This window comes from Antrihabitans spumae (assembly GCF_043944905.1).
In the GTDB taxonomy this organism is placed as follows: Bacteria; Actinomycetota; Actinomycetes; order Mycobacteriales; family Mycobacteriaceae; genus Antrihabitans; species Antrihabitans spumae.
The window spans coordinates 27,965-53,289 of sequence record NZ_JBIMSN010000016.1 but is presented as its reverse complement, the minus strand read 5'-3'; the positions used below and the strand labels follow the sequence as shown (position 1 = coordinate 53,289).

25 protein-coding genes and 1 pseudogene are annotated in these 25,325 nt (G+C 63.9%); 14 read left to right on the top strand and 12 right to left on the bottom strand.

Annotated features, from left to right (window positions below; genetic code table 11):
- Nucleotides 1-102 precede the first annotated feature (102 nt).
- Nucleotides 103-3,669 (top strand): methionine synthase, encoded by a 3,567-nt coding sequence (gene metH, locus ACHIRB_RS03630; protein WP_395116010.1) that lies wholly within the window; start codon nt 103-105, stop codon nt 3,667-3,669.
- A 23-nt stretch (nt 3,670-3,692) separates the two neighbouring features.
- Here the strand turns inward: metH and ACHIRB_RS03625 are convergent, their stop codons facing one another.
- Nucleotides 3,693-4,274, bottom strand: coding sequence for a hypothetical protein (locus ACHIRB_RS03625; RefSeq protein WP_395116012.1), 582 nt, complete (start codon nt 4,272-4,274; stop codon nt 3,693-3,695).
- 332 nt (nt 4,275-4,606) lie between these two features.
- On the opposite strand from ACHIRB_RS03625, the gene ACHIRB_RS03620 reads away from it, so the two are divergent.
- The 4 genes from ACHIRB_RS03620 to hisG all read left to right on the top strand — a co-directional run bounded on the left by ACHIRB_RS03620 (nt 4,607) and on the right by hisG (nt 7,094).
- Nucleotides 4,607-5,260, top strand: a complete 654-nt coding sequence (locus ACHIRB_RS03620) for an HAD family hydrolase (protein WP_395116014.1) — start codon at nt 4,607-4,609, stop codon at nt 5,258-5,260.
- A 66-nt stretch (nt 5,261-5,326) separates the two neighbouring features.
- Nucleotides 5,327-5,833: a hypothetical protein gene (locus ACHIRB_RS03615; RefSeq protein ID WP_395116016.1), complete on the top strand. Its 507-nt coding sequence runs from the start codon at nt 5,327-5,329 to the stop codon at nt 5,831-5,833.
- Between the two features lie 80 nt (nt 5,834-5,913).
- Nucleotides 5,914-6,177 carry a phosphoribosyl-ATP diphosphatase gene (locus ACHIRB_RS03610; protein ID WP_199701380.1) on the top strand — a complete coding sequence of 88 codons (264 nt, stop codon included), beginning with the start codon at nt 5,914-5,916 and terminating at the stop codon, nt 6,175-6,177.
- 65 nt (nt 6,178-6,242) lie between these two features.
- Entirely contained in the window at nt 6,243-7,094 is an 852-nt protein-coding gene (gene hisG / locus ACHIRB_RS03605) for an ATP phosphoribosyltransferase (RefSeq protein WP_395116018.1), read from the top strand.
- An 18-nt stretch (nt 7,095-7,112) separates the two neighbouring features.
- Here the strand turns inward: hisG and ACHIRB_RS03600 are convergent, their stop codons facing one another.
- On the bottom strand, nt 7,113-7,964 hold the full coding sequence (locus tag ACHIRB_RS03600; protein WP_395116020.1) for a RecB family exonuclease: 852 nt from the start codon (nt 7,962-7,964) through the stop codon (nt 7,113-7,115).
- Between the two features lie 87 nt (nt 7,965-8,051).
- Here ACHIRB_RS03600 and ACHIRB_RS03595 point away from each other — a divergent pair, with 87 nt between their 5' ends.
- Nucleotides 8,052-8,894: a tRNA (adenine-N1)-methyltransferase gene (locus ACHIRB_RS03595; RefSeq protein WP_395116022.1), complete on the top strand. Its 843-nt coding sequence runs from the start codon at nt 8,052-8,054 to the stop codon at nt 8,892-8,894.
- Here ACHIRB_RS03595 and ACHIRB_RS03590 read toward each other — a convergent pair.
- Together ACHIRB_RS03590 and ACHIRB_RS03585 are read right to left on the bottom strand one after the other, a co-directional pair.
- Nucleotides 8,891-9,433 (bottom strand): peroxiredoxin, encoded by a 543-nt coding sequence (locus ACHIRB_RS03590; RefSeq protein WP_395116024.1) that lies wholly within the window; start codon nt 9,431-9,433, stop codon nt 8,891-8,893. The two genes, ACHIRB_RS03595 and ACHIRB_RS03590, sit on opposite strands and share 4 nt — an antisense overlap.
- A 61-nt stretch (nt 9,434-9,494) precedes the next feature.
- Nucleotides 9,495-10,001: an MTB12 C-terminal domain-containing protein gene (locus ACHIRB_RS03585; protein ID WP_395116026.1), complete on the bottom strand. Its 507-nt coding sequence runs from the start codon at nt 9,999-10,001 to the stop codon at nt 9,495-9,497.
- Nucleotides 10,002-10,202: 201 nt separating this feature from the next.
- Between ACHIRB_RS03585 and arc the strand changes: the two genes are divergently transcribed.
- Both arc and ACHIRB_RS03575 read left to right on the top strand, forming a co-directional pair.
- Entirely contained in the window at nt 10,203-11,963 is a 1,761-nt protein-coding gene (arc, locus tag ACHIRB_RS03580) for a proteasome ATPase (RefSeq protein WP_199701392.1), read from the top strand.
- Nucleotides 11,964-11,972: 9 nt separating this feature from the next.
- On the top strand, nt 11,973-12,653 hold the full coding sequence (locus ACHIRB_RS03575; protein WP_395123390.1) for a TIGR00266 family protein: 681 nt from the start codon (nt 11,973-11,975) through the stop codon (nt 12,651-12,653).
- A gap of 15 nt (nt 12,654-12,668) precedes the next feature.
- On the opposite strand, the gene ACHIRB_RS03570 is transcribed toward ACHIRB_RS03575, so the two are convergent.
- Both ACHIRB_RS03570 and ACHIRB_RS03565 read right to left on the bottom strand, forming a co-directional pair.
- On the bottom strand, nt 12,669-13,061 hold the full coding sequence (locus ACHIRB_RS03570) for a nuclear transport factor 2 family protein (protein ID WP_395116030.1): 393 nt from the start codon (nt 13,059-13,061) through the stop codon (nt 12,669-12,671).
- A 67-nt stretch (nt 13,062-13,128) separates the two neighbouring features.
- Nucleotides 13,129-13,548, bottom strand: a complete 420-nt coding sequence (locus ACHIRB_RS03565; protein ID WP_395116032.1) for a pyridoxamine 5'-phosphate oxidase family protein — start codon at nt 13,546-13,548, stop codon at nt 13,129-13,131.
- 342 nt (nt 13,549-13,890) lie between these two features.
- Between ACHIRB_RS03565 and ACHIRB_RS03560 the strand changes: the two genes are divergently transcribed.
- Nucleotides 13,891-15,216, top strand: a complete 1,326-nt coding sequence (locus ACHIRB_RS03560) for an HNH endonuclease signature motif containing protein (RefSeq protein WP_395116034.1) — start codon at nt 13,891-13,893, stop codon at nt 15,214-15,216.
- Between the two features lie 30 nt (nt 15,217-15,246).
- On the opposite strand, the gene ACHIRB_RS03555 is transcribed toward ACHIRB_RS03560, so the two are convergent.
- The 5 genes and pseudogenes from ACHIRB_RS03555 to ACHIRB_RS03535 all read right to left on the bottom strand — a co-directional run.
- Nucleotides 15,247-15,576 (bottom strand): hypothetical protein, encoded by a 330-nt coding sequence (locus ACHIRB_RS03555; protein WP_395116036.1) that lies wholly within the window; start codon nt 15,574-15,576, stop codon nt 15,247-15,249.
- Between the two features lie 81 nt (nt 15,577-15,657).
- Nucleotides 15,658-16,338, bottom strand: coding sequence for a cytochrome b/b6 domain-containing protein (locus ACHIRB_RS03550; protein WP_395123391.1), 681 nt, complete (start codon nt 16,336-16,338; stop codon nt 15,658-15,660).
- Nucleotides 16,325-17,089 (bottom strand): molybdopterin-dependent oxidoreductase, encoded by a 765-nt coding sequence (locus ACHIRB_RS03545; RefSeq protein WP_395123392.1) that lies wholly within the window; start codon nt 17,087-17,089, stop codon nt 16,325-16,327. Before ACHIRB_RS03545 ends, ACHIRB_RS03550 begins: the two co-directional genes overlap by 14 nt.
- Nucleotides 17,090-17,115: 26 nt before the next feature.
- A complete protein-coding gene (locus ACHIRB_RS03540) occupies nt 17,116-17,655 on the bottom strand; it encodes an NUDIX hydrolase (protein WP_395123420.1) in 540 nt (179 codons plus the stop codon).
- A 21-nt stretch (nt 17,656-17,676) separates the two neighbouring features.
- Nucleotides 17,677-18,798 (bottom strand): annotated as a pseudogene (locus ACHIRB_RS03535) (DUF418 domain-containing protein); the annotation flags it as partial.
- Between the two features lie 93 nt (nt 18,799-18,891).
- Here ACHIRB_RS03535 and dop point away from each other — a divergent pair.
- The 4 genes from dop to prcA all read left to right on the top strand — a co-directional run bounded on the left by dop (nt 18,892) and on the right by prcA (nt 22,388).
- On the top strand, nt 18,892-20,391 hold the full coding sequence (gene dop / locus ACHIRB_RS03530; RefSeq protein ID WP_395123393.1) for a depupylase/deamidase Dop: 1,500 nt from the start codon (nt 18,892-18,894) through the stop codon (nt 20,389-20,391).
- 139 nt (nt 20,392-20,530) lie between these two features.
- A complete protein-coding gene (locus ACHIRB_RS03525) occupies nt 20,531-20,725 on the top strand; it encodes a ubiquitin-like protein Pup (RefSeq protein WP_395123394.1) in 195 nt (64 codons plus the stop codon).
- Entirely contained in the window at nt 20,722-21,591 is an 870-nt protein-coding gene (gene prcB / locus ACHIRB_RS03520) for a proteasome subunit beta (RefSeq protein WP_307829454.1), read from the top strand. The genes ACHIRB_RS03525 and prcB overlap by 4 nt, the downstream gene beginning before the upstream one ends.
- The gene (gene prcA, locus ACHIRB_RS03515; protein ID WP_395123395.1) at nt 21,588-22,388 is read left to right on the top strand and encodes a proteasome subunit alpha; all 801 of its coding nucleotides are present in this window, start codon (nt 21,588-21,590) and stop codon (nt 22,386-22,388) included. The genes prcB and prcA overlap by 4 nt, the downstream gene beginning before the upstream one ends.
- Here the strand turns inward: prcA and ACHIRB_RS03510 are convergent.
- The gene (locus ACHIRB_RS03510) at nt 22,385-23,875 is read right to left on the bottom strand and encodes a bifunctional phosphatase PAP2/diacylglycerol kinase family protein (protein ID WP_395123396.1); all 1,491 of its coding nucleotides are present in this window, start codon (nt 23,873-23,875) and stop codon (nt 22,385-22,387) included. The two genes, prcA and ACHIRB_RS03510, sit on opposite strands and share 4 nt — an antisense overlap.
- A 76-nt stretch (nt 23,876-23,951) precedes the next feature.
- Between ACHIRB_RS03510 and pafA the strand changes: the two genes are divergently transcribed.
- Nucleotides 23,952-25,310, top strand: a complete 1,359-nt coding sequence (pafA, locus tag ACHIRB_RS03505) for a Pup--protein ligase (protein ID WP_199701424.1) — start codon at nt 23,952-23,954, stop codon at nt 25,308-25,310.
- The last annotated feature ends 15 nt before the right edge of the window (nt 25,311-25,325 follow it).

The following is a 25,325-nucleotide window of genomic DNA, read 5'->3' as shown; positions in this document are numbered from 1 at the left end:
CGAGGGGATGTGCCGATGGTTGCCGCTGCACCGCGTAGTTCTGGCCGTGAGCCGGATACGTCTGAAGATCACACTGTTGAGGCCCCCACTATTCTGGAGCGCATGTCTTTGCCACTGCACTCTGCACTGCTCGATGCGCTCGATCAGCGTGTTGTCATCGGCGACGGTGCGATGGGCACGATGTTGCAGGCTGCCGACCTCACCCTCGACGATTTTCTCGGGCTGGAGGGCTGCAACGAAATTCTCAACGACACGCGCCCCGATGTGCTCAAAGACATTCACCGCGCGTATTTCGAAGCGGGCGCCGACGCAGTCGAGACGAACACCTTCGGCTGCAACCTGCCGAACCTTGCCGATTACGACATCTCCGATCGCATTCGTGAGCTGTCCGAGAAGGGCACTCAGCTAGCGCGCGACGTTGCCGACGAGATGGGTCCAGGTCGCGACAGGATGCCACGTTTCGTCCTCGGTTCGATGGGCCCCGGCACCAAGCTGCCCACCCTCGGACACGCCCCGTACGCCGTGTTGCGCGACGCCTACACGGAGTCCGCGCTCGGCATGATCGACGGTGGTGCCGACGCCATCCTGATCGAGACGTGTCAGGACCTGCTGCAGGTCAAGGCCGCGATCATCGGCAGCCAGAACGCGATGGCAAAGCTCGGCAGGCGGCTGCCGATCATCACCCACGTCACTGTGGAAACAACCGGAACCATGCTGGTCGGCAGCGAGATCGGCGCCGCGCTGACGGCTATCGAGCCGCTCGGCGTCGACCTGATCGGGCTCAACTGCGCAACGGGACCCGACGAGATGAGCGAGCACCTCCGCCATCTTTCGAAGTACTCGAAGCTGCCGGTGTCGGTGATGCCGAACGCAGGTCTGCCAGTCCTCGGTGCCAACGGCGCGGAATACCCGCTGTCACCGGAAGAGCTGGCAATCGCACTGAGTGGTTTCGTACGCGAATACGGTCTGGCGTTGGTCGGCGGCTGTTGCGGCACAACGCCAGAGCACATTCGTCAGGTTGCGGCGGCCGTGCGCGATGTCGAGCGGGGCACGCGTAAGCACATCAGCGAGCCTGGCGTTTCTTCGCTCTACACGGCAGTGCCTTTCGAGCAGGATGCCAGCATCCTGATGATCGGCGAACGTACGAACTCCAACGGCTCCAAGGCTTTTCGTGAGGCGATGCTTGCCGAGGACTACGAGAAGTGCCTCGATATCGCGAAGGATCAGACGCGCGACGGCGCGCACATGCTCGACCTCAACGTCGACTACGTTGGCCGTGACGGTGCCGCGGACATGTCTGCTCTCGCAAGCAGATTGGCGACCGCGTCGACGTTGCCGATCATGCTCGACTCCACCGAACCCGCTGTGCTGAAGGCTGGTCTAGAACACCTCGGCGGGCGTTGCGCGGTCAACTCCGTCAACTACGAGGACGGCGACGGACCCGATTCGCGCTTCCAGCAGATCATGTCGCTCGTGAAGGAACACGGTGCGGCGGTCGTCGCGTTGACGATCGACGAAGAGGGTCAGGCGCGTACCGCCGAGTGGAAGGTCCGGATCGCCGAGCGGCTGATCGCGGACATCACCGGCAACTGGGGATTGTCGGAGAGCGACATCATCATCGACGCTCTCACGTTCCCGATCTCGACGGGCCAGGAGGAGGTCCGGCGCGACGGCATCGAGACGATCGAGGCCATCCGCGAGATCAAGCGGCTGCATCCGGAGATCCACACGACACTCGGGCTTTCCAACATCTCGTTCGGCCTCAATCCCGCTGCGCGGCAGGTGCTCAACTCCGTGTTCCTGAACGAGTGCATCGAGGCCGGTCTCGACACCGCGATCGTGCATGCGTCGAAGATCCTGCCGATGGCGCGGATCCCCGAGGAACAGCGGCAGACCGCACTCGACCTCGTTTACGACCGTCGCCGCGACGACTACGACCCGCTGCAGACGTTGATGGCGCTGTTCGAAGGCGTCTCGGCGGCCGATGCCCGTGAGTCGAGAGCCGAGGAGTTGGCCAAGCTGCCGCTGTTCGAGCGGCTGGAACGCCGGATCGTCGACGGTGACCGAAACGGTCTCGACGTCGATCTCGACGAGGCGATGCTCACCAAGAAGCCCCTCGAAATCATCAACGAGACGTTGCTGTCCGGGATGAAGACGGTCGGCGAACTGTTCGGCTCCGGTCAGATGCAGTTGCCTTTCGTGCTGCAGTCTGCCGAAGTGATGAAGGCTGCTGTCGCCTATCTGGAACCTCACATGGAGGCGACCGACGACGACGGCAAGGGCCGCATGGTGATCGCGACCGTCAAGGGCGACGTCCACGACATCGGTAAGAACCTGGTCGACATCATCCTGTCGAACAACGGCTACGAGGTCGTCAACCTCGGTATCAAACAACCGATTGCGTCGATCCTCGATGCCGCGATCGACAAGAAGGCCGACGTCATCGGTATGTCCGGCCTGCTCGTGAAGTCGACAGTCGTGATGAAGGAGAACCTGCTCGAACTGAACGCCAAGGGTGTTGCGGGGCAGTTCCCCGTCATGCTCGGTGGCGCGGCGCTCACACGGTCCTACGTCGAGAACGACCTGACCGAGGTGTACGACGGCGAAGTCAGTTACGCCCGTGACGCTTTCGAAGGTCTGCGGTTGATGGACACCATCATGACGCGCAAACGCGGCGGTGGACCCGATCCGGACAGCCCCGAAGCGATCGCGGAACGTGAGAAGGCGGCCGAACGTAAAGCGCGGCACGAGCGTTCCCGCAAGATCGCCGAAAAACGAAAGGCCGCAGAGGTTCCCGTCGTTGTTCCCGAGCGCTCCGACGTCGCGGCAGATCTTCCTGTGCCGACACCGCCGTTCTGGGGGAGTCGCATCGTCAAAGGTGTTGCGCTGTCCGAATATTCGAATCTGTTGGACGAACGTGCTCTGTTCCTCGGCCAGTGGGGACTGCGCGGTCAGCGGGCAGGCGAAGGCGCGACGTACGAGGAGCTGGTCGAGTCGGAAGGACGTCCGCGCCTGCGGTACTGGCTCGATCGCCTCACCAGCGACGGCATCCTCGCTCATGCCGCGGTTGTCTACGGCTACTTCCCGGCCGTGTCCGAGGGTGACGACGTGATCGTGCTCGAGAGCCCGGAACCCGATGCGGCGGAACGGTATCGCTTCACGTTCCCGCGCCAGCAGCGCGACCGCTTCCTGTGTATCGCCGACTTCGTCAGGTCGAGGGAGAAGGCCGTTGCGGACGGTTCCGTCGACGTGTTGCCGTTCCAATTGGTGACGATGGGTCAGCCGATCGCAGATTTCGCCAACGAACTTTTCGCTGCCGACTCCTACCGCGACTACCTCGAGGTACACGGCATCGGTGTACAGCTGACCGAAGCTCTCGCCGAGTACTGGCATCGCCGCGTCCGTGAGGAATTGGTGCTCGGCGGTCACAGTCTCGCCGAGGACGACCCGTCCGATGTGTCGGAGTACTTCAAGCTCGGCTACCGCGGCGCCCGTTACTCCTTCGGCTACGGTGCGTGCCCGGACCTGGAAGATCGGGCGAAGCTGGTTGCGCTACTCGATTCCGAGCGAATCGGTGTCGTGCTGTCGGAAGAGCTGCAGCTGCATCCGGAGCAGTCGACCGACGCGTTCGTTCTGCATCACCCCGAGGCGAAGTACTTCAACGTCTGAGGTGATGCAGCACTCCGGCTGGGTCAGACCGCGTCGGTGCGGGTGAGGGTGACTTCTCGTTCGCCGACATCCGGATCGGAAACGACGACGTTGACTTCACCGACACGTCCGTCGAGTTCGGTACGGATCTCGGTCGGACCTTTGGAGTTCGGATCGGGATCGTAGAAGGCTCGGACGAAGGTCGGGATCACGTCGAGGATATTGGTCGTGAAATCGAGCCCGACCACGCGTGACCGTACAGGCGAGACCGCTGCGCCGAGGTAATAGTCGTCGACGGTCACCTTCGCCTCGAGTGCAGGCTTGTACGGTGTGACGAGATTCGGTGCGGTCACCGATTCCTGCGTTGCTGTATCGAGCAGCAGGTGTGCGACTTCGGTCGCGGTTGCGAGATCGACTGCGACAGTGCGCGCAGCGTCCACTCCATTGACGCCACTGACGGCTACCGGGCCACTTGGCCTCGGCGTATTCGGCATGGCGAAGTCGAAGATCGATTTGGTGGGCATGTCGACGCCCATGTCGGATAGCACTACTGACGCCGCAGCGCCCGTGAAGCCGACGCTTGCGACACCAGCGAGCGCGACCGCGGTATGTCGTAACCACGACATGAAAGGTCCTTTCGTTCGCTTGTCGGTTGCTTCGCTTTTCAATTACTTGCTGTTTGTTTCAGTTTGTGGGAACAGCAAATATTCGGCAACAAATATTCCCTGCGATGAGGCGAGACGCGTGTCACATTGCTGACGAACGGTCTCTTCCGACCCCCGAGAGCGAGTCTATCGTCCGTTTCGGGCGTCGAATCTTAGGCGTTCGGTGATGGTCATCACGACGACGGAAGGTGTGTGGTCCTCGCCTCCCGCGCCACTCGGCGAAGCGGTCCGGTCGGCTACCGTCATGGCTGTCGACGTTGGATCAGAGATGTCGGAATCAGAGGGGAAAGTGCGTGCCAGAAGTAGCCGGTGTGTTGTGGGACATGGACGGAACGCTGCTCGATTCGGAGAAGCTGTGGGACGTCGCCATAAACGAACTCTCCCTCAACCTGGGCGGACCGATGACACCGGCGACGCGACATGCGCTGATCGGATCCTCGGGACCCAACACTCTCGCGATCATTTTCGACTCGCTGGACCTCGAACCGCATCCGGACGCCCTTGCCGATGCCGACGACTGGCTCGACAAGCGCGTTGTCCAGCTGTTCGGTGACGGTATCCCGTGGCGGCCAGGGGCGCAGGAGGCATTGGCCATGGTTCTCGACGCGGGAATCCCCATGGCACTCGTGACCAACACCAAACGCTCGCTCACCGAGCTCGGTCTGGACACGCTCGGCCGCGAGCATTTCGCCGCATCGGTGTGCGCCGACGAGGTGCCACACGGCAAGCCGGCTCCCGACCTCTACCTTCGCGGCGCCGAACTGCTCGGTACCGACCCGACCCACTGCGTTGCGATCGAAGACTCGCCGACTGGTGCGATCGCCGCGGAAGCTGCTGGGTGCTCGCTCATCGTCGTACCCTGCGAAATTCCAGTTCCCGAAGCGTCCGGTCGGGTCTTTCGCGACAGCCTGATCGGGCTGACCGTCGGTGATCTGCGCATCGGGTAGCAGCGCGTAAACGCCGGGGCTATCGTCGAACCGTTGAACTGCGGTGTCGACGACAGGGACCTAGTGATGACCCGACGATTCACCTGCTTGCTGGCCACAACTGCGTTGGCTTTCGCCCTCGTCGCCTGCGGTGGCGACGACAGCTCGAAGGCCTCGCCCGAACCGTCCACCGCCGAGGCGACGGCAACCGCGCCACCGAAGGCGCCCGCGACGACCAAGCCGACCGCGTCCGACACGGCGACTACGCCGCCGACAACGACGAAGCCGGCAACCGACGGCATTCCGTCGCTGTTTCCCGACGACTTTCCGTTCCCGGAAAATCTGAACACAACCGAGAGCCGTGACGAGTCGGTCACCGCTCTGCTGAGTGGCACGACCACGTCGACCGCCGACGAGTTCATCGAGTTCTACGACAGCAGGCTGCCGGGGCTCGGTTGGACCCTCGACGACACCACGTCGAGCGGCGGCTCTCACGTCTTCACCCGAGATGGGTTGTGGGTGTCGATCGTCGCAGGCGACATCCCCGGTGCCAGCGACACGTCGTTCCAGATCTCGTTGCAGGAGCTCGGCTGAGGCGTTCGCCACGTCCGAGTGCGGGCACGTTCGCACCCACTGGCCGGTCACCGTTGGCGTAGCTGGAAGAATGGCCTTCCGTGAAGAACTTCGAATCCCTGTTTGCCGAGCTGGCCGACCGTGCCGCCAATCGCCCTGACGGTTCCGGAACCGTCGCAGCGTTGGACGCCGGCGTGCATGCGCAGGGCAAAAAGGTTCTCGAAGAGGCTGGCGAAGTGTGGATCGCGGCTGAGCACGAGAGCGACGAAGCCCTCGCCGAAGAGATCTCGCAGCTGCTCTACTGGGTGCAGGTGCTGATGATCGGGCGCGGCCTGAAGCTCGATGACGTCTACCGACATCTGTGATCGGTACTCCTCGTCGCCGTGCACGCCCCGCCTGAAAGGCCAAGACCGTGAAAGAGACTCAACCCATGCTGCGTGTAGCAGTCCCCAACAAAGGTGCCCTGTCGGAATCTGCTGCTGAAATTCTCAGCGAAGCCGGCTACCGCCGCCGCACCGATTCCCGCGACCTCACCGTGCTCGACCAAGCGAACCAGGTCGAGTTCTTCTTCCTCCGACCGAAAGACATCGCGATCTACGTCGGGTCAGGCGAACTGGATCTCGGCATCACCGGCCGCGATCTCGCCCGCGACTCGGGCGCGACCGTCGACGAACGCCTACCGCTCGGCTTTGGTCGATCCACATTCCGCTACGCGGCACCTGCAGGTCGCGACTGGAGTGCCGACGACCTCGGCGGCCTCCGCATCGCGACGTCCTACCCGAACCTCGTTCGCGCCGATCTCGCGAAGCGCGGACTGACAGCCGATGTCATCAGGCTCGACGGTGCCGTCGAAATATCCATCCAACTCGGTGTCGCCGATGCGATCGCCGACGTTGTCGGGTCCGGCCGCACGCTGCGGCAGCACAACCTCGTCGCTTTCGGTGATTCACTGTGCGACTCGGAGGGAGTGCTCATCGAGCGGGCCGGGTCGGACCGGTCGGACCGCGCACGCAACCAATTGGTCGCACGTGTGCAGGGAGTCGTCTTCGCGCAGCAGTACCTGATGCTCGACTACGACTGCCCGAAGACCTTGCTCGACGAGGCCGTGCAGATCACGCCCGGCCTCGAGTCGCCGACGGTGTCGCCGCTCGCGGACGAAGCGTGGGTCGCCGTGCGCGCGATGGTGCCGCGCACCGAACACAACGACGTGATGGATCGTCTCGCCGACTTGGGCGCGAAAGCGATTCTTGCCTCCGACATTCGGTCCTGTCGAGCGTTCTGACGCTGGATCCGGGCAGGCCTACCTCGTGCCGTCCGGCACGGTTGCGGGCCAGCCCGGATACTCGGGGAGAGTGCCGCCGAACGCTGGACACAGCGGCTTGTAGTCGCACCAGTTGCACATGTTGCTGGGACTCGGCCGGAAATCTCCGGTCGCGCCTGCTTCGAGGATCGCTTTCCACAGTGCGGACAGCGTGCGTTCGAACCGCAGCAGTTCGTCACGATCGGGCTGGTAGGTGAGAATTTCGTCGTCGGCGAGATACAGCAGTCGAAGCTGCGTCGGGACGATCCCACGGGTCCGCAGAATGACCAGCGCGTAGAACTTCATCTGGAACAGCGCGTGGGATTCGCGCCTTTCGCCCGGTGCGCGGCCCGTCTTGTAATCGACGACCCGAACCTCGCCGGTCGGTGCTACGTCGATGCGGTCGACGAAACCACGAAGCAGGACACTGTCTTCCAGCTCGACCTCCACTCGCTGCTCACACGATTCAGGTTCGAATCGAGTCGGGTCTTCGAGCCGGTAGTACCTGGAAATCAACGCGCGCGCTTCGTCGAGAAATTCGCCGCGCTCGTCGATGGTGACCAGCTCGCGCAACTCCGGTGCATCCCCGACGAGACGGTCCCACGCAGGATCGACGAGCGCGGTCGCCGTGTCGGGAACACGGTCCGCGGCGGGTAATCCGTACAGAGATTCCAGCGCGGCATGCACGACAGTTCCCCGCAGGGCCGCTCTCGTCGGCACTTCGGGGATTCGATCGACTGCACGCAATCGGTACTTCAACGGGCACAGCTTGAAATCGGCAGCACGCGACGGCGACAGCGCAGGCCTGCGCGGAGGTGCCGAATCGGGGGCTGGCGGTGCTGTTGTCGTCACACCTGGCAGGGTATGCCCCTGGGCCGACAATGAGTCGAGTCCGCGCGGACCAGCAGTAGCGGATCAGCAATAGGGAGTCGGATTTCGATGACGGCAAGACCTACCGGACCCTTTCAGGTCGGCGATCGAGTGCAGCTGACCGATGCGAAGGGCCGGCACTACACGGTCGTTCTCGAAGCGGGCAAGGAGTTCCACACCCATCGCGGTGGCCTTGCGCACGACGATCTGATCGGCTCCGACGAGGGCACGGTCGTCAAGTCGAGCAACTTCACGCCCTACCTTGCACTGCGGCCGTTGCTCGTCGACTACATCCTGTCGATGCCGCGCGGTGCGCAGGTGATCTACCCGAAGGACGCGGCACAGATCGTGCACGAAGGCGACGTGTTCCCCGGCGCGCGTGTCCTGGAAGCCGGTGCGGGTTCCGGTGCATTGACGTGTTCGTTGTTGCGAGCGGTCGGGCCCGAGGGCCGCGTCATTTCCTACGAGGTTCGCGCCGACCACGCCGAGCACGCGGTCCGCAACGTCGAGACCTTTTTCGGCGGTAGCCCCGAGAACTGGGACCTCACCATCGCCGATGTCGCCGAATTCGACGGGCAGGTCGACCGTGCGGTGCTCGACATGCTCTCCCCGTGGGACGCGTTGCCGTCCGTCGCGAAGGCGCTGGTTCCAGGCGGTGTCCTCATCGTCTACGTCGCGACCGTGACGCAGTTGTCGAAGGTGGTCGAGGCGATGCGCGAGCAGGAATGCTGGACCGAACCACGCTCGTGGGAATCGATCGTCCGCGGCTGGCACGTCGTCGGCCTTGCTGTGCGTCCCGAGCACCGAATGCAGGGGCACACAGCCTTTCTCGTGAGCGCACGCAAACTGGCGGAGGGAACGGTGACTCCGAAGCCGCAGCGCAGGGCATCGAAGGGGCAGAGCCCGAGCTAGTACGGGAGGGGTTTGCGGTATTCGGTACGCAGGTACCACAACGCTTGATCCGCGTGAATGTTCGCGCGCAGATCGTTCGACACGATCTTGCACACCGTGCCGTTCTCGTCGATGACGAAGGTCTTGCGGCGTGTGGTTATTCGGGTGAGCCACCCGTCGCGATGGCGGGCGTGGCGGCCTGACGACGCAGCGGGCCTGGTGCGGCTCAGTTTTGCCAGTGCGCTGCGCTTGGCGCCGAATTGTTCGGCAACCGAACCGCCGACGTCGGACAGCAACGGAAAGTCGAACGACCGCTGCTGTGCAAAATGCGCCTGCCTGTCGACCGAATCGGTACTTATCCCGACGCGCCGCGCTCCGACCGCGGCGAACTCTGCCGCCAGATCACGAAAGTGGCAGGCCTCGGCAGAGCAAATCGGCGACGACGCGATGGGGTAGAAGAACAGCACGAGGGGTCCGTCGGTGAGGAACGAGTACAGGGTCCGTCGTGTGCCGGTGTGATCGAGCAAGGCGAAGTTGCGCGCCTGGTCGCCTTCCTTCATGCCGCGTAATGGTAATCGACCAGCAAGAACAAGCCGACCATTTCGGACAGTTGCAGTCGTTTCAGCATTGCACTCTGCCCATCGCAAGCAGATTGCACGTGCTTGCGCCCGACAGCTGCCACGCCTCGCCGACCTTGTCCCAGGTCATATTGATGGGAATTGTGCCGTGCGGGCCCGTGACGTCGACCTTTGCCGTTGCCGATGTCCCGGCTACGTCGACACCGGATACGACGAAGGTGATTCGCCCGTAGTTGTCCAGCCCCGTCGTCAAGGCGGCCAACGCTTCCACCCGGGTCTGACCGTCGACGACCAGCCCCGCTTTGTCCTGTGCCGGGATCGCCGGATCGACGAGCCGCACCAGCGAATCCTGGAGTAGATCCGGCGTCGGGGGAGCGACATCGGGCACCTGCGTGGTGGTCGGCACCGCCGACGGCTCAGGTGCCGTTGTGGTCGGCTGCGACGACGGCTGACCGACAGCAGGGGTATTGGCATCGTCGGAACCGCAGGCGACACCGGCCACCGCGACGAGCAAAGCACCGACGGAACTAACGCATTTGCGGTGAATCACGTGCACTCTTCTCTCGATCGCAGCTTGCGGGGCGTATCGGCGACGGGACGTCACGCTAACATCGGGCCGCAACGACCTGGCGGTACTCGTCTTGTCGCCGAACACATCCGAGACACGTCACAGCACCGAAACAGTGTCGTACGGCAGAAAGCGCGCGCTGCCGGTAGCGTGGATAGACCGGGACTGGGAGGAGTCGACACTATGAGCCCCACAGATAGTTCGGATTCGGCGGCGTGGCGAGAACTGGAAGCCCTGCGTGCCGAAGCTGCTGGACTCCGCCGCCAGCTTGCCGAGTCGCCGGAACGGTCACGTGAACTCGAAAGTCGAGTCGACTCGCTGACCATTCGGAACGGGAAGCTGATGGACACGCTGAAGGAAGCGCGTCAGCAACTCATCGCGCTGCGCGAGGAGGTCGATCGACTCGGGCAGCCGCCGAGTGGTTACGGCACCCTGCTCGGCGTGCACGACGACGAGACTGTCGACGTGTTCACCTCGGGTCGCAAGATGCGCCTGACCTGCTCGCCGAACATTGCCACAGACACGCTCCAGCTCGGCCAGACCGTGCGTCTGAACGAAGCGCTGACAGTGGTCGAGGCGGGTTTGTTCGAGCGCGTCGGTGAAATCTGCACGCTTCGCGAGATTCTCGACAACGGCACCCGAGCGCTTGTGGTCGGCCATGCCGACGAAGAGCGCGTCGTCTGGTTGGCCGAGCCGCTTGCTCATGTCGCCGAGATCGACGACGTCGACGACCCCGACCGGCCGATCCGCAAGCTCCGCCCAGGCGACTCGCTGCTGGTCGACACGAAGGCCGGCTACGCGTTCGAGCGCGTTCCGAAGGCTGAGGTCGAAGACCTCGTGCTCGAAGAGGTGCCGGACGTCGACTACAGCGACATCGGTGGTCTCGGCAGGCAGATCGAGCAGATTCGCGACGCGGTCGAGCTGCCCTTCCTGCACAAGGAACTGTTCCGTGAGTACTCGCTGCGGCCACCGAAGGGTGTGCTGCTCTACGGTCCTCCCGGCTGCGGTAAAACGCTGATCGCCAAGGCGGTCGCCAACTCGCTGGCAAAGAAGATCGCCGAATCGCGCGGCGAGGATGCCAAGGAAGCCAAGTCGTTCTTCCTCAACATCAAGGGCCCCGAACTGCTCAACAAGTTCGTCGGCGAAACCGAGCGCCACATCAGGATCATCTTCCAGCGGGCACGCGAGAAGGCGTCCGAGGGCACTCCGGTGATCGTCTTCTTCGACGAGATGGACTCGATCTTCCGGACCCGTGGTTCGGGTGTCTCCTCGGACGTGGAGACGACCGTCGTGCCGCAGCTGCTCAGTGAGATCGACGGCGTCGAGGGTCTGGAGAACGTCATCGTCATCGGCGCCTCCAATCGCGAGGACATGATCGACCCCGCGATTCTGCGGCCCGGACGTCTCGATGTGAAGATCAAGATCGAGCGGCCGGACGCGGAATCTGCACAGGACATCTTCTCGAAGTACCTGACCGAGAGTTTGCCGGTGCACGCAGACGACCTCGCCGAATTCGGTGGCGATCGCTCGGCTTGCATTCGGGCGATGATCGAGAAGGTCGTCGAGCGGATGTACGCCGAAAGCGAAGACAACCGTTTCCTCGAAGTCACCTACGCCAACGGTGACAAGGAGGTCTTGTACTTCAAGGACTTCAACTCCGGCGCGATGATCCAGAACATCGTCGACCGGTCGAAGAAGTACGCGATCAAGGCAGTCCTCGAGACGGCGTCACCCGGTCTGCGGATCCAGCATCTCTTCGACTCGATCGTCGATGAGTTCTCCGAGAACGAGGACTTGCCGAACACAACCAACCCGGACGACTGGGCTCGTATCTCCGGCAAGAAGGGCGAGCGGATCGTCTACATCCGCACGCTCGTCACCGGCAAGAATGCGAGTGCAAGTCGGGCTATCGACACCGAGTCCAACACGGGGCAATACCTGTAGGGTCGCCTCGTGCAGGTACAACTCCGCCACAACCCATCATCGACGGTCGCCCGGTGCTTTCTTGCACCGGGCGAACCCGTTCGTGTCGAGAGCGGCGCAATGGTCGCCCACTCTGCAGGCATTCGTCTCGAAGCAAAAGCCGAAGGTGGTCTGGTAGCCGGTCTCAAACGCAAAGTGCTTGCGGGAGAGTCGTTCTACATCAACACCTACACCGCGCCGGACAACGGCGGTTGGGTCGACGTCGCTTCCGTGCTGCCAGGCGACGCCTTCGCGCTGCCGGTTACCGCTGACCGGCCCTACTTCATCAACCGCGGCGGCTGGCTGGCCAGCTCGCATGGTGTGCAGATCGAAAGCAAGTGGGGTGGCATGGCCAACCTCTTCGGTGGTGAAGGTGGTTTCGGCCTGCGCGCACACGGCCAGGGTGACGTGGTTCTCGGAGTCTTCGGCGCGATCGACGTGTTCGATCTCGCCGCAGGGGATGCGGTCACGATCGACACCGGACATGTTGTCGCATACGACCTGTCGATGTCGTTCTCGATGCGCAGGGCAGTGCAGGGTCGTTCGATTCAGTCGATGAAATCCGGCGAAGGTTTCGTGTTCGACTTCGTTGGTCCCGGTCGAGTCCTGCTGCAGACGCGCAATCCTGGCGCCTTCGCAGGCTGGGTCGCGGGCTTCGCCCCGGGCGGATAGGAGTTCGCCAGCCTTCTAGGCGCCGCCTTGTCGGGCGGTAGTCAGGTGGGTGAGTTCGCACCGCCATCGACCGTCTCGACGAACGAAGACATCCGAGGTCCACTCGTCGTTCTCGAACCGCTGGCCCTGGTAGTAGCCGGTGTTGATCACTCGCGCGACGACGACTGCGACGTCGCCGAACTCGCGAACGGAAACCACCTCGCTGCTCATGGTGTCGTGTGAGACAGTTCCGTTCGCGACCGACTCCAGAAACTGGCGACCCGGCACAAGTCCGTCCTGCGAGACGAACGACCAATCGGCAGTGGCGAATTCAGCGATTCGCTCGGCATCGTTGGCGACGAGTGCGGCATCCCAGTCCTCGAGGAGCTTCAGTAACTCTGAGTGATCGGCGGCCGTCTGCTGTGTCATGCCTCCCAGTTTCCTCTTTGCCGGTGCGGGACCGCTTGGACGAATGGGAGGTCAGACAAATGGCAGTTCAACCGCCGAGATTGGCGAAATCGAGCGATCGCCAGGTACGGACGTGCAATCGCAGCAACGTGTCGTCCTCGGCGGTTTCCGCATATTGGGCTGCACCGTCCGTGCCGAGATAGCGCGCCGCGATGTCGGTGACCACCCCGGCCGGTAGTGGCTCGATGCTCACCGACCCCTCGACGGTCACGTACGCGGGTGGGTTCTCCTCCCGCTGCACACAAAGGCTCGCCTCGGGCGAATCGCGCAGTAGTGCAACCTTCTTGGTACGCGCTGCCGTCGCGATCTCGACGACGCCGTCGTCGTAGCGGTACCAGACCGGCGTGGTCAACGGTGCTTCGCCGGCACGCCCAACGGCCAAAACTCCGATGTGGACACCGGCAAGGAACTCTTCGCGGTCATGTGAACTCATCGACAATGTGCTCATGAATCCAAGCTAGCGGTGCGGTCCGACAGGTTTCGGCGTTTGCTAGGCGGCACCCTTCGTGCTGCCGGTCACCCCGACCGGCCCCACTTGTTCGACATTGTCGGACCTGGGTCGAGACGTCCCCGCGGGGACGTCGGGCGGTCCGTTGTGGTTGGTGGCTCGGTATGCGGGTATCGATGACCTTGGTGCTGGGAGTCGGCCTGCGGCTGCTCGTTGGGGTTGTCCTGTGTCGCCTGGTCGCGCCTCTTCGACGTCCCCGCGGGGACGTTTCGATGATCAGTTTCTGTCGGTGCCCCGAGGTAGGTTTGTCGAACATCAGTTCTATCGAAACGGAGAGATTCGATGAACACCACCGCACAACTACCGACAGCGGAACGGCCGATCGAGGAGATCGAAACCGAAATCTGCACCCTCGCCGGGCAAATCGCCGCCGCCACCGCCCGATTCCTGACCCTGCTCGCCGAATTCGACGCCCGCCGCGGCTGGGCCGGCTGGCAACTGCATTCCGCTGCCCACTGGCTGTCCTGGAAAGCGGGTGTCAGCCTGCACACCGCTCGTGAACAGGTCCGGGTCGCGAACGCCGTGACCGTGCTTCCGCGTATCGCGCACGCATTCGCCGAAGGCCGAGTGTCCTACTCCAAAGTCCGCGCCCTCACCCGCGTCGCCACACCGCACACCGAAGAATCGTTGCTGCGCATCGCCTTGCAAGCACCGGCGGCACACCTGGACCGGCTCGTCCGTGGCCTCGTCCGACAAACCCGTAAGGCCGACAACAGCAACACCGACACCGACAGTGCCGGTGGGCGTTGGTTCTACGACGACGACGGCTCCCTGGTCGTGTCCGCCCGATTCCGTCCCGAGGACGGTGCCCGATTCATCGCTGCCCTGACCCGTGCGGAGTACGAACGCACCCGCACCGACGACGATGGACCTGATACCCCTGAACCCGACCGCACTGCACCCGCACCCTCGAATCCTGTTCCCGCGATGGTGGCGATGGCCGAGACCATCTGCGCCGGCACTACCGCTTCTCCGGTTGTGTCTCCTGCTGCGGATGTGTTGGTTCATATCGGCCCCGACGGGTCACCACTCGACGCATCGCATGCGCATCTCGACGACGGTCCCGGTCTCGATTCGCAGACTCTGGAGGCGGTGTTGTGTACTGCGTCGGTGCGGCTGATCCGTCACGGCCGTCTCGGGCCGACCATCGCCTGGGACACATCCCAACGTCGGCCGAGTCGAACCCTGCTGCGGCAGTTGGTGATCCGGGATCGGTGCTGCACGGTGCCGGGCTGCGGCCGCACTAGGTTCCTGCATGCGCACCACGTTGTCTACTATTCGCGGGGCGGTCCGACCGATCTCGACAACTTGACCCTGTTGTGCGGTGAACACCATCGCGCGTTGCACGACGGGTTGTTCACCATTACCGCCGAGGGTGGTCAGAGGTTCACGTTCCGCCATCCTGATGGGCGCGGAATCGACTACGCCCCACTGCTGTCGGGTGACGTCGACGACCTCAGCCGCCGTTATCGCCACATCGACCCCGACGCTGTCACTGCCGATTGGTCCGGTGAACCGCTCGATGCCAGCTTCGCCACCGATGTCCTGCTCCGTAACTGGGACCTGGAGAAACGGCGACGCAACACCGACCTCGCGACGGCGGCCTAGTCCCGCCGGAAGGCCGGCCCCGCCGGAAGGCTAGCCCCGCACCGTGACGGTCGGGCAGTCGTCGCCCTTACTGCGGGCCACATCGGCTGCGGCGCTTGCCAACCCTTGCGAAAGCAGACGATTCGCTTCCGCTGCGATCTCGATACAGGCTGGATTGTCGTTGGCCGATACGAAGCGATAGCGAAGTGCGTCTGGGCCGAGCGGTCGGTCCGGACCTTTGGCAGGGCCGTTCGGGCCCTGCGGGGATTGCTGGATGCCGACGCTCGGTGCCGCAGCAGCACTCGCGATCGGGACGAGTGCCGGGGCAACTGCGATCGCAAACCCCAAAAATATTGCCGCTGAAGCGGTCCTGCGGGCCATGTGTGACTCCGAATCGCTGAGTGGGACAACCGTGCTGGTCCCGTCCAGCGTGGCCGCAGCGACACTCGAACAATAGGCACCCTACGGTGCCGGTTTGCTACCCGGATGCTCGTCGTCGGCCGATCCGGCAAGTACTTCCGCGGCCCATGCCTCGTGCTCGCGCTCAGCCCACCAACGTGGCACCCAGCCGGTTCGCATCCCGCGCATGGCCGTGGTGTCGTTGAACGCGTAGAAGAGGTGGCCGACGACAAGCAGTCCGAACGCCAGCGCGAACCAGTCGTGCACAAACGTCGCACCGGTACGCCAGACCAACCGGGTCCAGTCGGGGAAGTACATGACGATGCCGGTGCCGAACAGCACGAGGATCGAGCCTGCGCTCAGTGCCGCATTGACCTTCTGCCCGGCGTTGAACTTGCCGACCCCGATCGCGTTCACCCGCCGAGTCTTCGACCGCAACCATTGCCAGTCTGCACGGGTGAACCGGTTGAGGCGGCTGAGGTCCGTCCGGTATGCGACGGACGCGAGTCCGGCGAGCAATGGGACCGGAAGCGCGAAACCGCAATAGACGTGCACGATTTCGACGATGTGACGGTTGCCGACGAGGACCGCAAGAGAACCGTTGTAGAGAATCGCAGCAGTCACGATGCAGACCGCGACGAGTACGCCCGTTGTCGCGTGGACCCAGCGTTCGGCCCGGCTGAACCGCTGGACCTCGACCATCGCGCCGTCCGCCTCGCTGTCGGTGAGATCAGGTCGGGTCATCGTCGCGTCCGTTCGATTCGCCGACCCACGCGTCGATCCAGTACCCACGTTCTTCCCAGTAGCCGGGCACCACTTCGCTGGTCAGTTCGATACCGTCGAGCCATTTCAGGCTCTTGTAGCCGTACATCGGCGCGACGTAGAGCCGAACCGGACCGCCGTGATCATGGGTGACGGGTCCGTCGATCATTTCGAGTGCGACGAGGACATCGTCGCGGCGGGCTTGTTCGAGGGTGAGGCTCTCGGTGTAGGTCCCGTCGAACGAGGTGAATCGAACCGCGGTTGCGGTGGTCCGCGGAGCGACTGCGTCGAGGATGTCGGCGAGTCGTACACCGCTCCAACGCACCTCGGGAACCCGCCAGCCGGTAACGCACTGAAAATCGCGCACCAGAGTGGTCTGCGGCATCGATCGCAGATCGTCGAGGGTGAAGCTACGAGGTTTGTCGACAAGCCCGGTCAAGGTGAGTTGGTAGTTGCTCGCGTCGCGTCGGGGCGCTCCGCGGGTGACCGAATAGAACCTGAACGTGTTTCCGACCGGGATCAAACCGACCAGTCCGGTCGGATCGTGATTGCCGAGCGGGCCGAGCACACGGGCGAGTCCGTTCTGAATCTCGTTGCCGCCGAGCACGCCGGCAACCCCGGCGGCCAGCAGACCGAGAACGACTCGACGCCCGACCGGCGAACCGCGGTCGGTCTGCGCGGGCGTCGCGGTGTCGGACTTCGCGGCTCCGGACTGCGCCGCTCCGAACTTCATGACACCACTGTCCACGCGTTCGCGCGCTACGCCAAGGAACGCAACATCCCAGGTACCAGCAGTCGGGTGTCGGGTACGAACGGCCACGCCGGGTCGGCGAGGTGCTCGCGTAGCTCGGCGTCGGTCCACCACCAGCCATCGACGATCTCGCTCGCTTGATGTTGGAACGGTCCGTCACTGACAATCTCGAACGCAAACATGTGGCAGCGCATCGGTTTACCCTGCCAGGTGCCGTCCCACGACAGATCTGTGAGCGGTCGAAGTGACGTCGTGACGATCCCGAGTTCCTCTTCGAGTTCGCGGATCGCAGCAGTTTCGATGGTTTCGCCGGGGTCGACGACGCCGCCGGCGAGGCAGTCGTGCATCCCTGGGAAAATCGACTTGGTGTCCGTCCGGCGGTGCACATAGATCCGCTCACCATCGCAGGACCGAACAAGCACCCCCGAGGTCGCGTGCCAGAGCCCGTCGGCGTAGACGACCGATCTCGGTGCCTCTCCGATCACGTTGCGTTCGCTGTCGTACACGGCGACTACTTCGTCCGCAGGTTTCGACGTCATGGTTGCCATCGTCGCACCGTTCGCTGCAGTCTTCGAAACGATTCTCAGGTAGCTCGCATGCCACAGCCACTCCACCGGTCCTTTGTCGTAGCGCATGAGCCAGACGTGCGCGAAGACCGTCACAACCGCCGCGACCACGACATACACGGCGAGCGTGAACGGTATTCGTGCAGTGCCGGACACCCGATCGGCTAGCCCGAATCCCCAGCCGTAGCAGATGATCGACGCAACGATGTTCTGCAGGACGTAGCTGCTCAACGCCGTCCGACCGACCTCGGACAGGCGTCTACCGACCACCCCCACGGTGCGGCGAACGTAGAACTCTGCAATGAGCCCGAGCAGGCCGAACGCCACGATCGCTGCGGTGCCGTAGCGGGCGGCGATGACGCCCGTATCGCCGCCGGCCACGCCGAGCGCCATGTCGATCGGCCACGCGATTGCACCTGCGAGCATCAGCCGAACGCGAATACGGTGGCCCTGTGGCCCGAGCACACCTGCCCGGTACAACCGCGCACCCGCAAGGAAGAGCGCGATCGACATAGCAAATACGAACACCGGCTCGAAGCGAAACAGCACGACGTTGTCGAGCCGGAAGACGACGAGATCCAGCCACGTGCCGTCGGCGTACGGATTGGGGTCGAGCGGCGCGGGCGCGGTCTCGGGCTCGGCGGCGAAGGCAAGCGCCAGGGTGATCAGCGTCAGCAGAGCGACATGGATCGCAGCCGTCGTCCACATCCAACGGCGTTGCGCGCGTTCGGATGTCGCGAGGACGAAGGCGACGACAAGACCTGTCACGGCGTAGCCGGTGAGGACGTCGAACTCGACGACAAGGACGAAGTGGACGATGCCGTCGATGAACAGCAGGAGTGCTCGCCACGGGTACGGACCTGGCCACGGCCTACCTCGACGCAGCGCGGATTGCTGTTGGATCGCGAGTCCGATGCCGAACATGATCGTCAGCAGACCGAGGAATTTGCCCTGCGCCAGTTGCTGCATGACCGTCTCCACCCACTGCCACCCACCGTCGAGCGGATCCGACCGACTGATGTAGCCGACCAAACCTTCGGGGTTGGTGAAGATCCAGATGTTGGTCGCGAGCGTTCCGAGGATCGCGATACCGCGCAGTACGTCGAGTGATCGGATTCGGTCCATACCGTCAGCCTGGTCGGCGGCGCCTGCACGCACATCGTCCGAAAGTACGAGCGGACGGACGATCCTCGGAGGAGGTCGCATAGGCTCGGACGCATGCAGCGAATCATCGGAATCGAGGTCGAGTACGGCATCTCGTCGCCTACCGAGGCCTCGGCGAATCCGATTCTCACGTCGACGCAGGCAGTACTGGCATACGCGGCGGCCGAGGGTGTGCCACGGGCCAAGCGAACGCGGTGGGACTACGAGGTGGAATCGCCGCTTCGGGATGCTCGTGGATTCGATCTCGGTCGGCTCAGCGGACCAGCCCCGGTGATCGATGCCGACGAAGTCGGTGCTGCCAACATGATCCTGACCAACGGTGCCCGCCTGTACGTCGATCACGCCCATCCCGAGTACTCCGCACCCGAGGTCACCGACGCGCTCGACGCCGTGATCTGGGACAAAGCGGGGGAGCGCGTGATGGAGGCCGCGGCGCGCTACGCGTCAAGCGTGCCGGGAACGCCACGCTTGCAGCTGTACAAGAACAACGTCGACGGCAAGGGCGCGTCGTACGGCACGCACGAGAACTATCTGATGAGCCGGAACACGCCGTTCAATTCGATCACCGTCGGGTTGTCGCCGTTCTTCGCGTCCCGGCAGGTGATCTGCGGTTCGGGCCGGGTCGGCATCGGGCAGTCCGGCGACGAAGCCGGCTTCCAGCTGTCACAGCGCTCCGACTACATCGAGGTCGAGGTCGGCCTGGAAACGACCCTCAAGCGCGGCATCATCAACACCCGCGACGAGCCGCACGCCGATGCGGACAAGTACCGCCGCCTGCACGTCATCATCGGCGACGCCAACCTTGCCGAGATGTCGACGTACCTGAAGGTCGGTACGACCGCTCTCGTGCTCGACCTCATCGAAGCGGGTGTCGACCTCACCGATCTGCAGCTGGCGCGTCCGGTGACGGCGGTCCACACGATCAGCCACGATCCGACGCTGCGGGCAGTCGTCGCGCTCGCCGACGGACGCGAACTGACCGGTCTTGCGCTGCAACGGATCTACCTCGAGCGGTGTTCGAAGTTCGTCGCATCGCACAGCCCCGACGATGCGAGGGCGAACGACATCCTCGAAAAGTGGGCCATGGTTCTCGACCTGCTCGAGCGCGACCCGATGGAGTGCGCGAACATCCTCGACTGGCCGGCCAAACTACGTCTGCTCGAGGGCATCCGAAATCGCGAAGGTCTCGGCTGGGCGGCCCCCAAGCTGCACCTCGTCGACCTGCAGTACTCCGACGTCCGGCTGGACAAGGGTCTCTACAACCGTCTCGTCGCACGAGGCTCGATGTTGCGTTTGACCACCGAGGCTCAGGTGCTCGAAGCGATGACGCGGCCGCCGCTCGATACGCGCGCCTACTTCCGTGGCGAATGCCTGCGCAGGTTCGGTGCCGATATCGCCGCAGCAAGCTGGGATTCGGTGATCTTCGATCTCGGCGGCGATTCGCTGGTCCGCATTCCGACCCTCGAACCGTTGCGTGGCAGCAAGGCGCACGTCGGCAAGTTGCTCGATTCGGTCAACACCGCCGCAGAGCTGGTCGATCAACTCACCACCTAGTCGACGCAACCTAGCGGTGAACCCGAGCTTTACCCCAACATGACGGTAGCGATCGGTAGGGTTAAGGTCCGAGAAGGTTCACGGGAGACACGCATTCGAATCCCGTTCGAATGCACTGCATACGAGGAGGTCGGCTGCTATGGCGCAGGAACAAACCAAGCGCACCGGTGGCGGCGACGAGGACGAAGGTCCAGCCGGTGACGGTGCCGAGGGCCAGGAACGTCGCGAGAAGCTTGCCGAGGAAACAGACGACCTGCTCGACGAGATCGACGACGTGCTCGAGGAGAACGCCGAAGACTTCGTTCGCGCCTATGTCCAGAAGGGCGGCCAGTGACCCCGGACAGAACTGGTTTTCCACCGGCGGAGGGGCCGCTCGCGCTGCATTTCGGATCGAACCTGTCGTCGTTCTCGGAGCACTTGCGTCTGCACGCGCCGGAACTGTTGCCGGGCAACCGATTCGAAGCACGGAGTGGTGACGTCATGGTTGGGGCCGACTTCGCGCCGCACGGCACGACGATCGTCGCTCTCACCTATGCCGGCGGTGTCCTGCTCGCGGGCGATCGGAGGGCGACCCAGGGCAACCTGATCGCCAACAAGGACATTCAGAAGCTGTACGTCACCGACGAGTACTCCGCGGCGGGCATTGCAGGCACTGCAGGCATTGCCATCGAGTTGGTCCGGCTGTTCGCGGTCGAACTCGAGCACTACGAGAAGATCGAAGGCATCTCGCTGACGTTCGACGGCAAGGCAAGCAAGCTGTCCGGCATGGTTCGCGGCAATCTGCCTGCCGCCATGCAGGGCCTTGCAGCGATCCCGCTGCTCGTCGGCTACGACACCGCAGCGGCGGACCCGGCGAAAGCCGGCCGCATCGTGTCCTACGACGTCGTCGGTGGACGTAGCGAAGAACGCTCCGGCTATCACGCTGTCGGGTCCGGCTCGCTGTTCGCGAAATCGGCGATCAAGAAGCTGTACCGCGATGGCCTCGACGAGGCCGAGGCGTTGCGCATCGCCATCGAGTCGCTCTACGACGCGGCCGACGACGATTCGGCCACAGGCGGACCCGATCTCGCTCGGCGTATCTACCCGTCGGCAGTGACCATCACCGTCGACGGTGCGGTCGAAGTACCGGCCACGCGTACGGAGGAGATTGCTCGCGCCGTCGTTGCCGACCGAACCGAACAGGGAGGTGCGCCGCGATGACGATGCCGTACTACGCATCTGCCGAGCAGATCATGCGCGACCGGTCCGAGTTGGCGCGCAAAGGAATCGGTCGCGGTCGAAGTGTCGTCGTGCTGACGTACGCAGACGGCGTGCTGTTCGTCGCCGAAAACCCGTCGACGGCGTTGCACAAGGTCAGCGAACTGTACGACCGTCTCGGTTTCGCTGCCGTCGGTAAGTACAACGAATTCGAGAATCTGCGCAAAGCGGGCATCGTGCACGCCGATACTCGCGGCTACGCCTACGACAGGCGTGACGTGACCGGCCGGACTCTTGCCAATGCATATGCGCAGACGCTCGGGACGATCTTCACCGATCAGCTGAAACCGTACGAGGTCGAGATCTGCGTCGCCGAGGTTGGGTATCCCGACGATCCGAAGCCGCCGCAGCTGTATCGGATCACCTACGACGGTTCCATCGGCGACGAACGCGAGTTCATCGTGATGGGTGGCACCACCGAACCCATCGCGACCGCGTTGAAGAGTTCGTACAGGCCTGGACTGTCGCTCGAGGCGGGTATCGCTGTCGCTGTCGCAGCACTGCAGGCCGGTGTGCCCGAAGGTGCCGACAAGGAGAAGAAGCCGATCGGCGTCGCTGCGCTGGAGGTTGCGGTGCTCGACCAAGCGCGCCCGCGTCGTGCGTTCCGTCGTATCACCGGGTCCGCGTTGGAGGCTCTGCTCGGCGGCGTTGCTGCACCCGACCCTGCCGCGCCGGAAAAAGCCGAGCCCGCGCCCGACAAGGCCGACACGACCGACGCAGGTCCTGCCGACCCGACCTAGGGCGTTCGATATACCCGGAGTGCCCCCGGCCGACTCGCGAAACGAAATGTGCGACCGGCCCGGGGCACTTCGCCGTCTGTGGCGAGTGCGACCTCGGCGCCGTCGATTTCGATATCGATTTTCGAAACGAACTGCTGGACATACACTTTCGAGTTGCCGAGGGTTCCAGCCAAAGCGTCGACAACAAGCCGCAGCCTGGAGAGCCGCGTGTCGGCACGAATGTAGCGGACGTCGAGGGCGCCCTTGTGCAGGTCGGGGCGAGACATGGGCACCTTGTCGACGGGGGAGTATCGGCCGTTCCCGACGAACAACATCCAGATCGCGTGTTCGGTGCCGTCGATGCGGGCGTAGAGGGGTTGTGCCGACGCGAGAACCCGGACCATTGCCACAGCCGCGGCGGGCCATTTGCCGAACCGCGGTGCCCATTTCTCGCGGAGCCGGACGGAGTCCGGGTAGCCGCCGAGGCTGGAGGTGTTGAGAAACAGTTCGGCGGTGTGACCGTCGACGTGGACCTCTGCGATATCGATCAGCACCGCGGAACCCGCCTCCAATGCTTCCGCTGCTTCCGTTGTCGCAGCTACGTCGGTGACTCCGACGTCGCGAGCGAAATGATTGAGGGTTCCGCCGGGGAACACCGCAAGCGGCAGGCCTCGCTCGATGGCGATGCCTGCCGCCGCGAGCACCGATCCGTCGCCGCCGACGATGCCGAGTGCTTCGGCGTCGGTGCTGTCGATCCCGGCGTGGATCTGCTCGATGATGTCTCGTTCGGTATCGAGCTCGACGAAAGTGGCGGCCGGCAAACGTTCTCGCAGCTCGGTTGTCAACGAGTCGTCGTCGGATCCGGCACCGGCGTTGAGCAGAACCACGAGTCCTCGCCCTTGCGGTAGCGCCGCGACCTCGACGCTCCCACCGATCGATGCCGGTTCCTCGATTCGGACTGCCCACCACCGTCGCGTCGCGAGGGCGACGCCAACCCCGAGCGCCGCGCCGACGACGACGTCGGAAGGCCAGTGGACCCCGATGTGCACCCGCGAATAGGCGACAGCTGCTGCAACGGGGGCCACGACCAAGCCTGCTTTGGGAGATTCGATGGCGACCGCGGTAGCGAATGCGGCGGCCGTCGCGGCGTGCCCCGACGGAAACGACGAGGACTCGGGTCGGCGGACGAGACCGCGCACGAACGGGACCGAGTCCGGCGGTGGGCGGCGGCGCGGAAAGACCGGTTTGGCAACACCGTTCGCGAGCGCGCTCGCGCCAGCGACCGCGAGGGCTCCGCGAACGGCCGCTCGTCTGTTCGTGCCGCCTGTTGCAGCGAGCCCTGCTGCAACGCCCATCCACAACACACTGTGGTTGGCGAGTTTGCTTGCGATGAGCAGTGATCGGTCGACACCGGTCGGCCGAATATGTGCACTTCGGGCCAAAAGTCGGCGATCGAGGGAGTCGAGCAGGGTCGACGCGGAGTGCTTCACTCGCCCCAGCCTAGGCATAGCTCGGTGTGGGCGTCGGCGCCGGTTCCGCTGGTTGTTCCGGGTAGAGAGGGTGTCGTGGTTGTACTGTCGAACTGTGCAGCGACGAATCATGGGCATCGAGACCGAGTTCGGGGTCACGTGCACCTTTCACGGCCATCGCCGGCTGAGTCCGGACGAGGTTGCCCGGTACCTGTTCCGGCGTGTCGTCTCGTGGGGACGCAGTTCCAATGTGTTCCTACGCAATGGCGCTCGGCTGTATCTCGACGTCGGCAGTCACCCCGAATACGCGACCGCGGAATGCGACAGTCTCGTCCAACTGGTGACCCACGACCGTGCGGGCGAGCGCGTCCTCGAAGAGCTGCTCATCGATGCCGAGCAACGCCTCGCCGAAGAAGGTATCGGCGGCGACATCTACCTGTTCAAGAACAACACCGATTCGGCAGGCAACTCCTACGGCTGCCACGAGAACTTCCTCGTTGTCCGCGCGGGAGAGTTCTCGCGCATCTCCGACGTGCTGCTGCCGTTCCTCGTAACCCGTCAGCTGATCTGCGGTGCAGGCAAGGTGCTGCAGACTCCGAAGGCAGCGACGTTCTGCCTGTCACAGCGCGCCGAACACATCTGGGAAGGCGTTTCCTCCGCCACCACCCGATCCCGGCCCATCATCAACACACGCGACGAACCACACGCCGACGCGGAAAAGTATCGCCGCCTGCACGTCATCGTCGGCGACTCGAACATGTCCGAGACGACGACGATGCTCAAGGTCGGAACCGCAGCGCTGGTGCTCGAGATGATCGAGGCAGGCGTGTCCTTCCGAGACTTCGCTCTCGACAACCCGATTCGCGCGATCCGCGAGGTCAGCCACGACCTGACAGGTCGGCGACCGGTACGTCTCGCGGGCGGCCGTCAGGCAAGTGCGCTCGATATTCAGCGCGAGTACTTCGCCCGCGCGGTCGAGCACGTCCGTACGCGCGACGCCGACCCGCAGATCGACCAGGTCATGGACCTGTGGGAGCGGACCCTCGACGCCGTCGAGGCGCAGGATTTTGCGAAGGTCGATACCGAAGTCGACTGGGTGATCAAGCGAAAGCTGTTCCAGCGTTACCAGGATCGCTACAGCATGGAGTTGTCCGATCCCAAGATTGCGCAGCTCGACCTCGCCTATCACGACATCAAGCGCGGCCGCGGCGTCTTCGACCTCCTGCAGCGTAAAGGTCTGGCGAAGCGGGTCACCGAAGACGATCAGGTCGACGACGCGGTCAACACACCGCCACAGACGACACGCGCGAAGCTGCGTGGTGATTTCATCACCGCCGCTCAGGAGGCCGGTCGCGACTTCACCGTCGACTGGGTGCACCTCAAGCTCAACGACCAAGCGCAGCGCACCGTGCTGTGCAAAGACCCGTTCCGATCGGTCGACGAGCGGGTCGAGCGGCTCATCGCGAGTATGTAGGCCCGAGGACGCTAG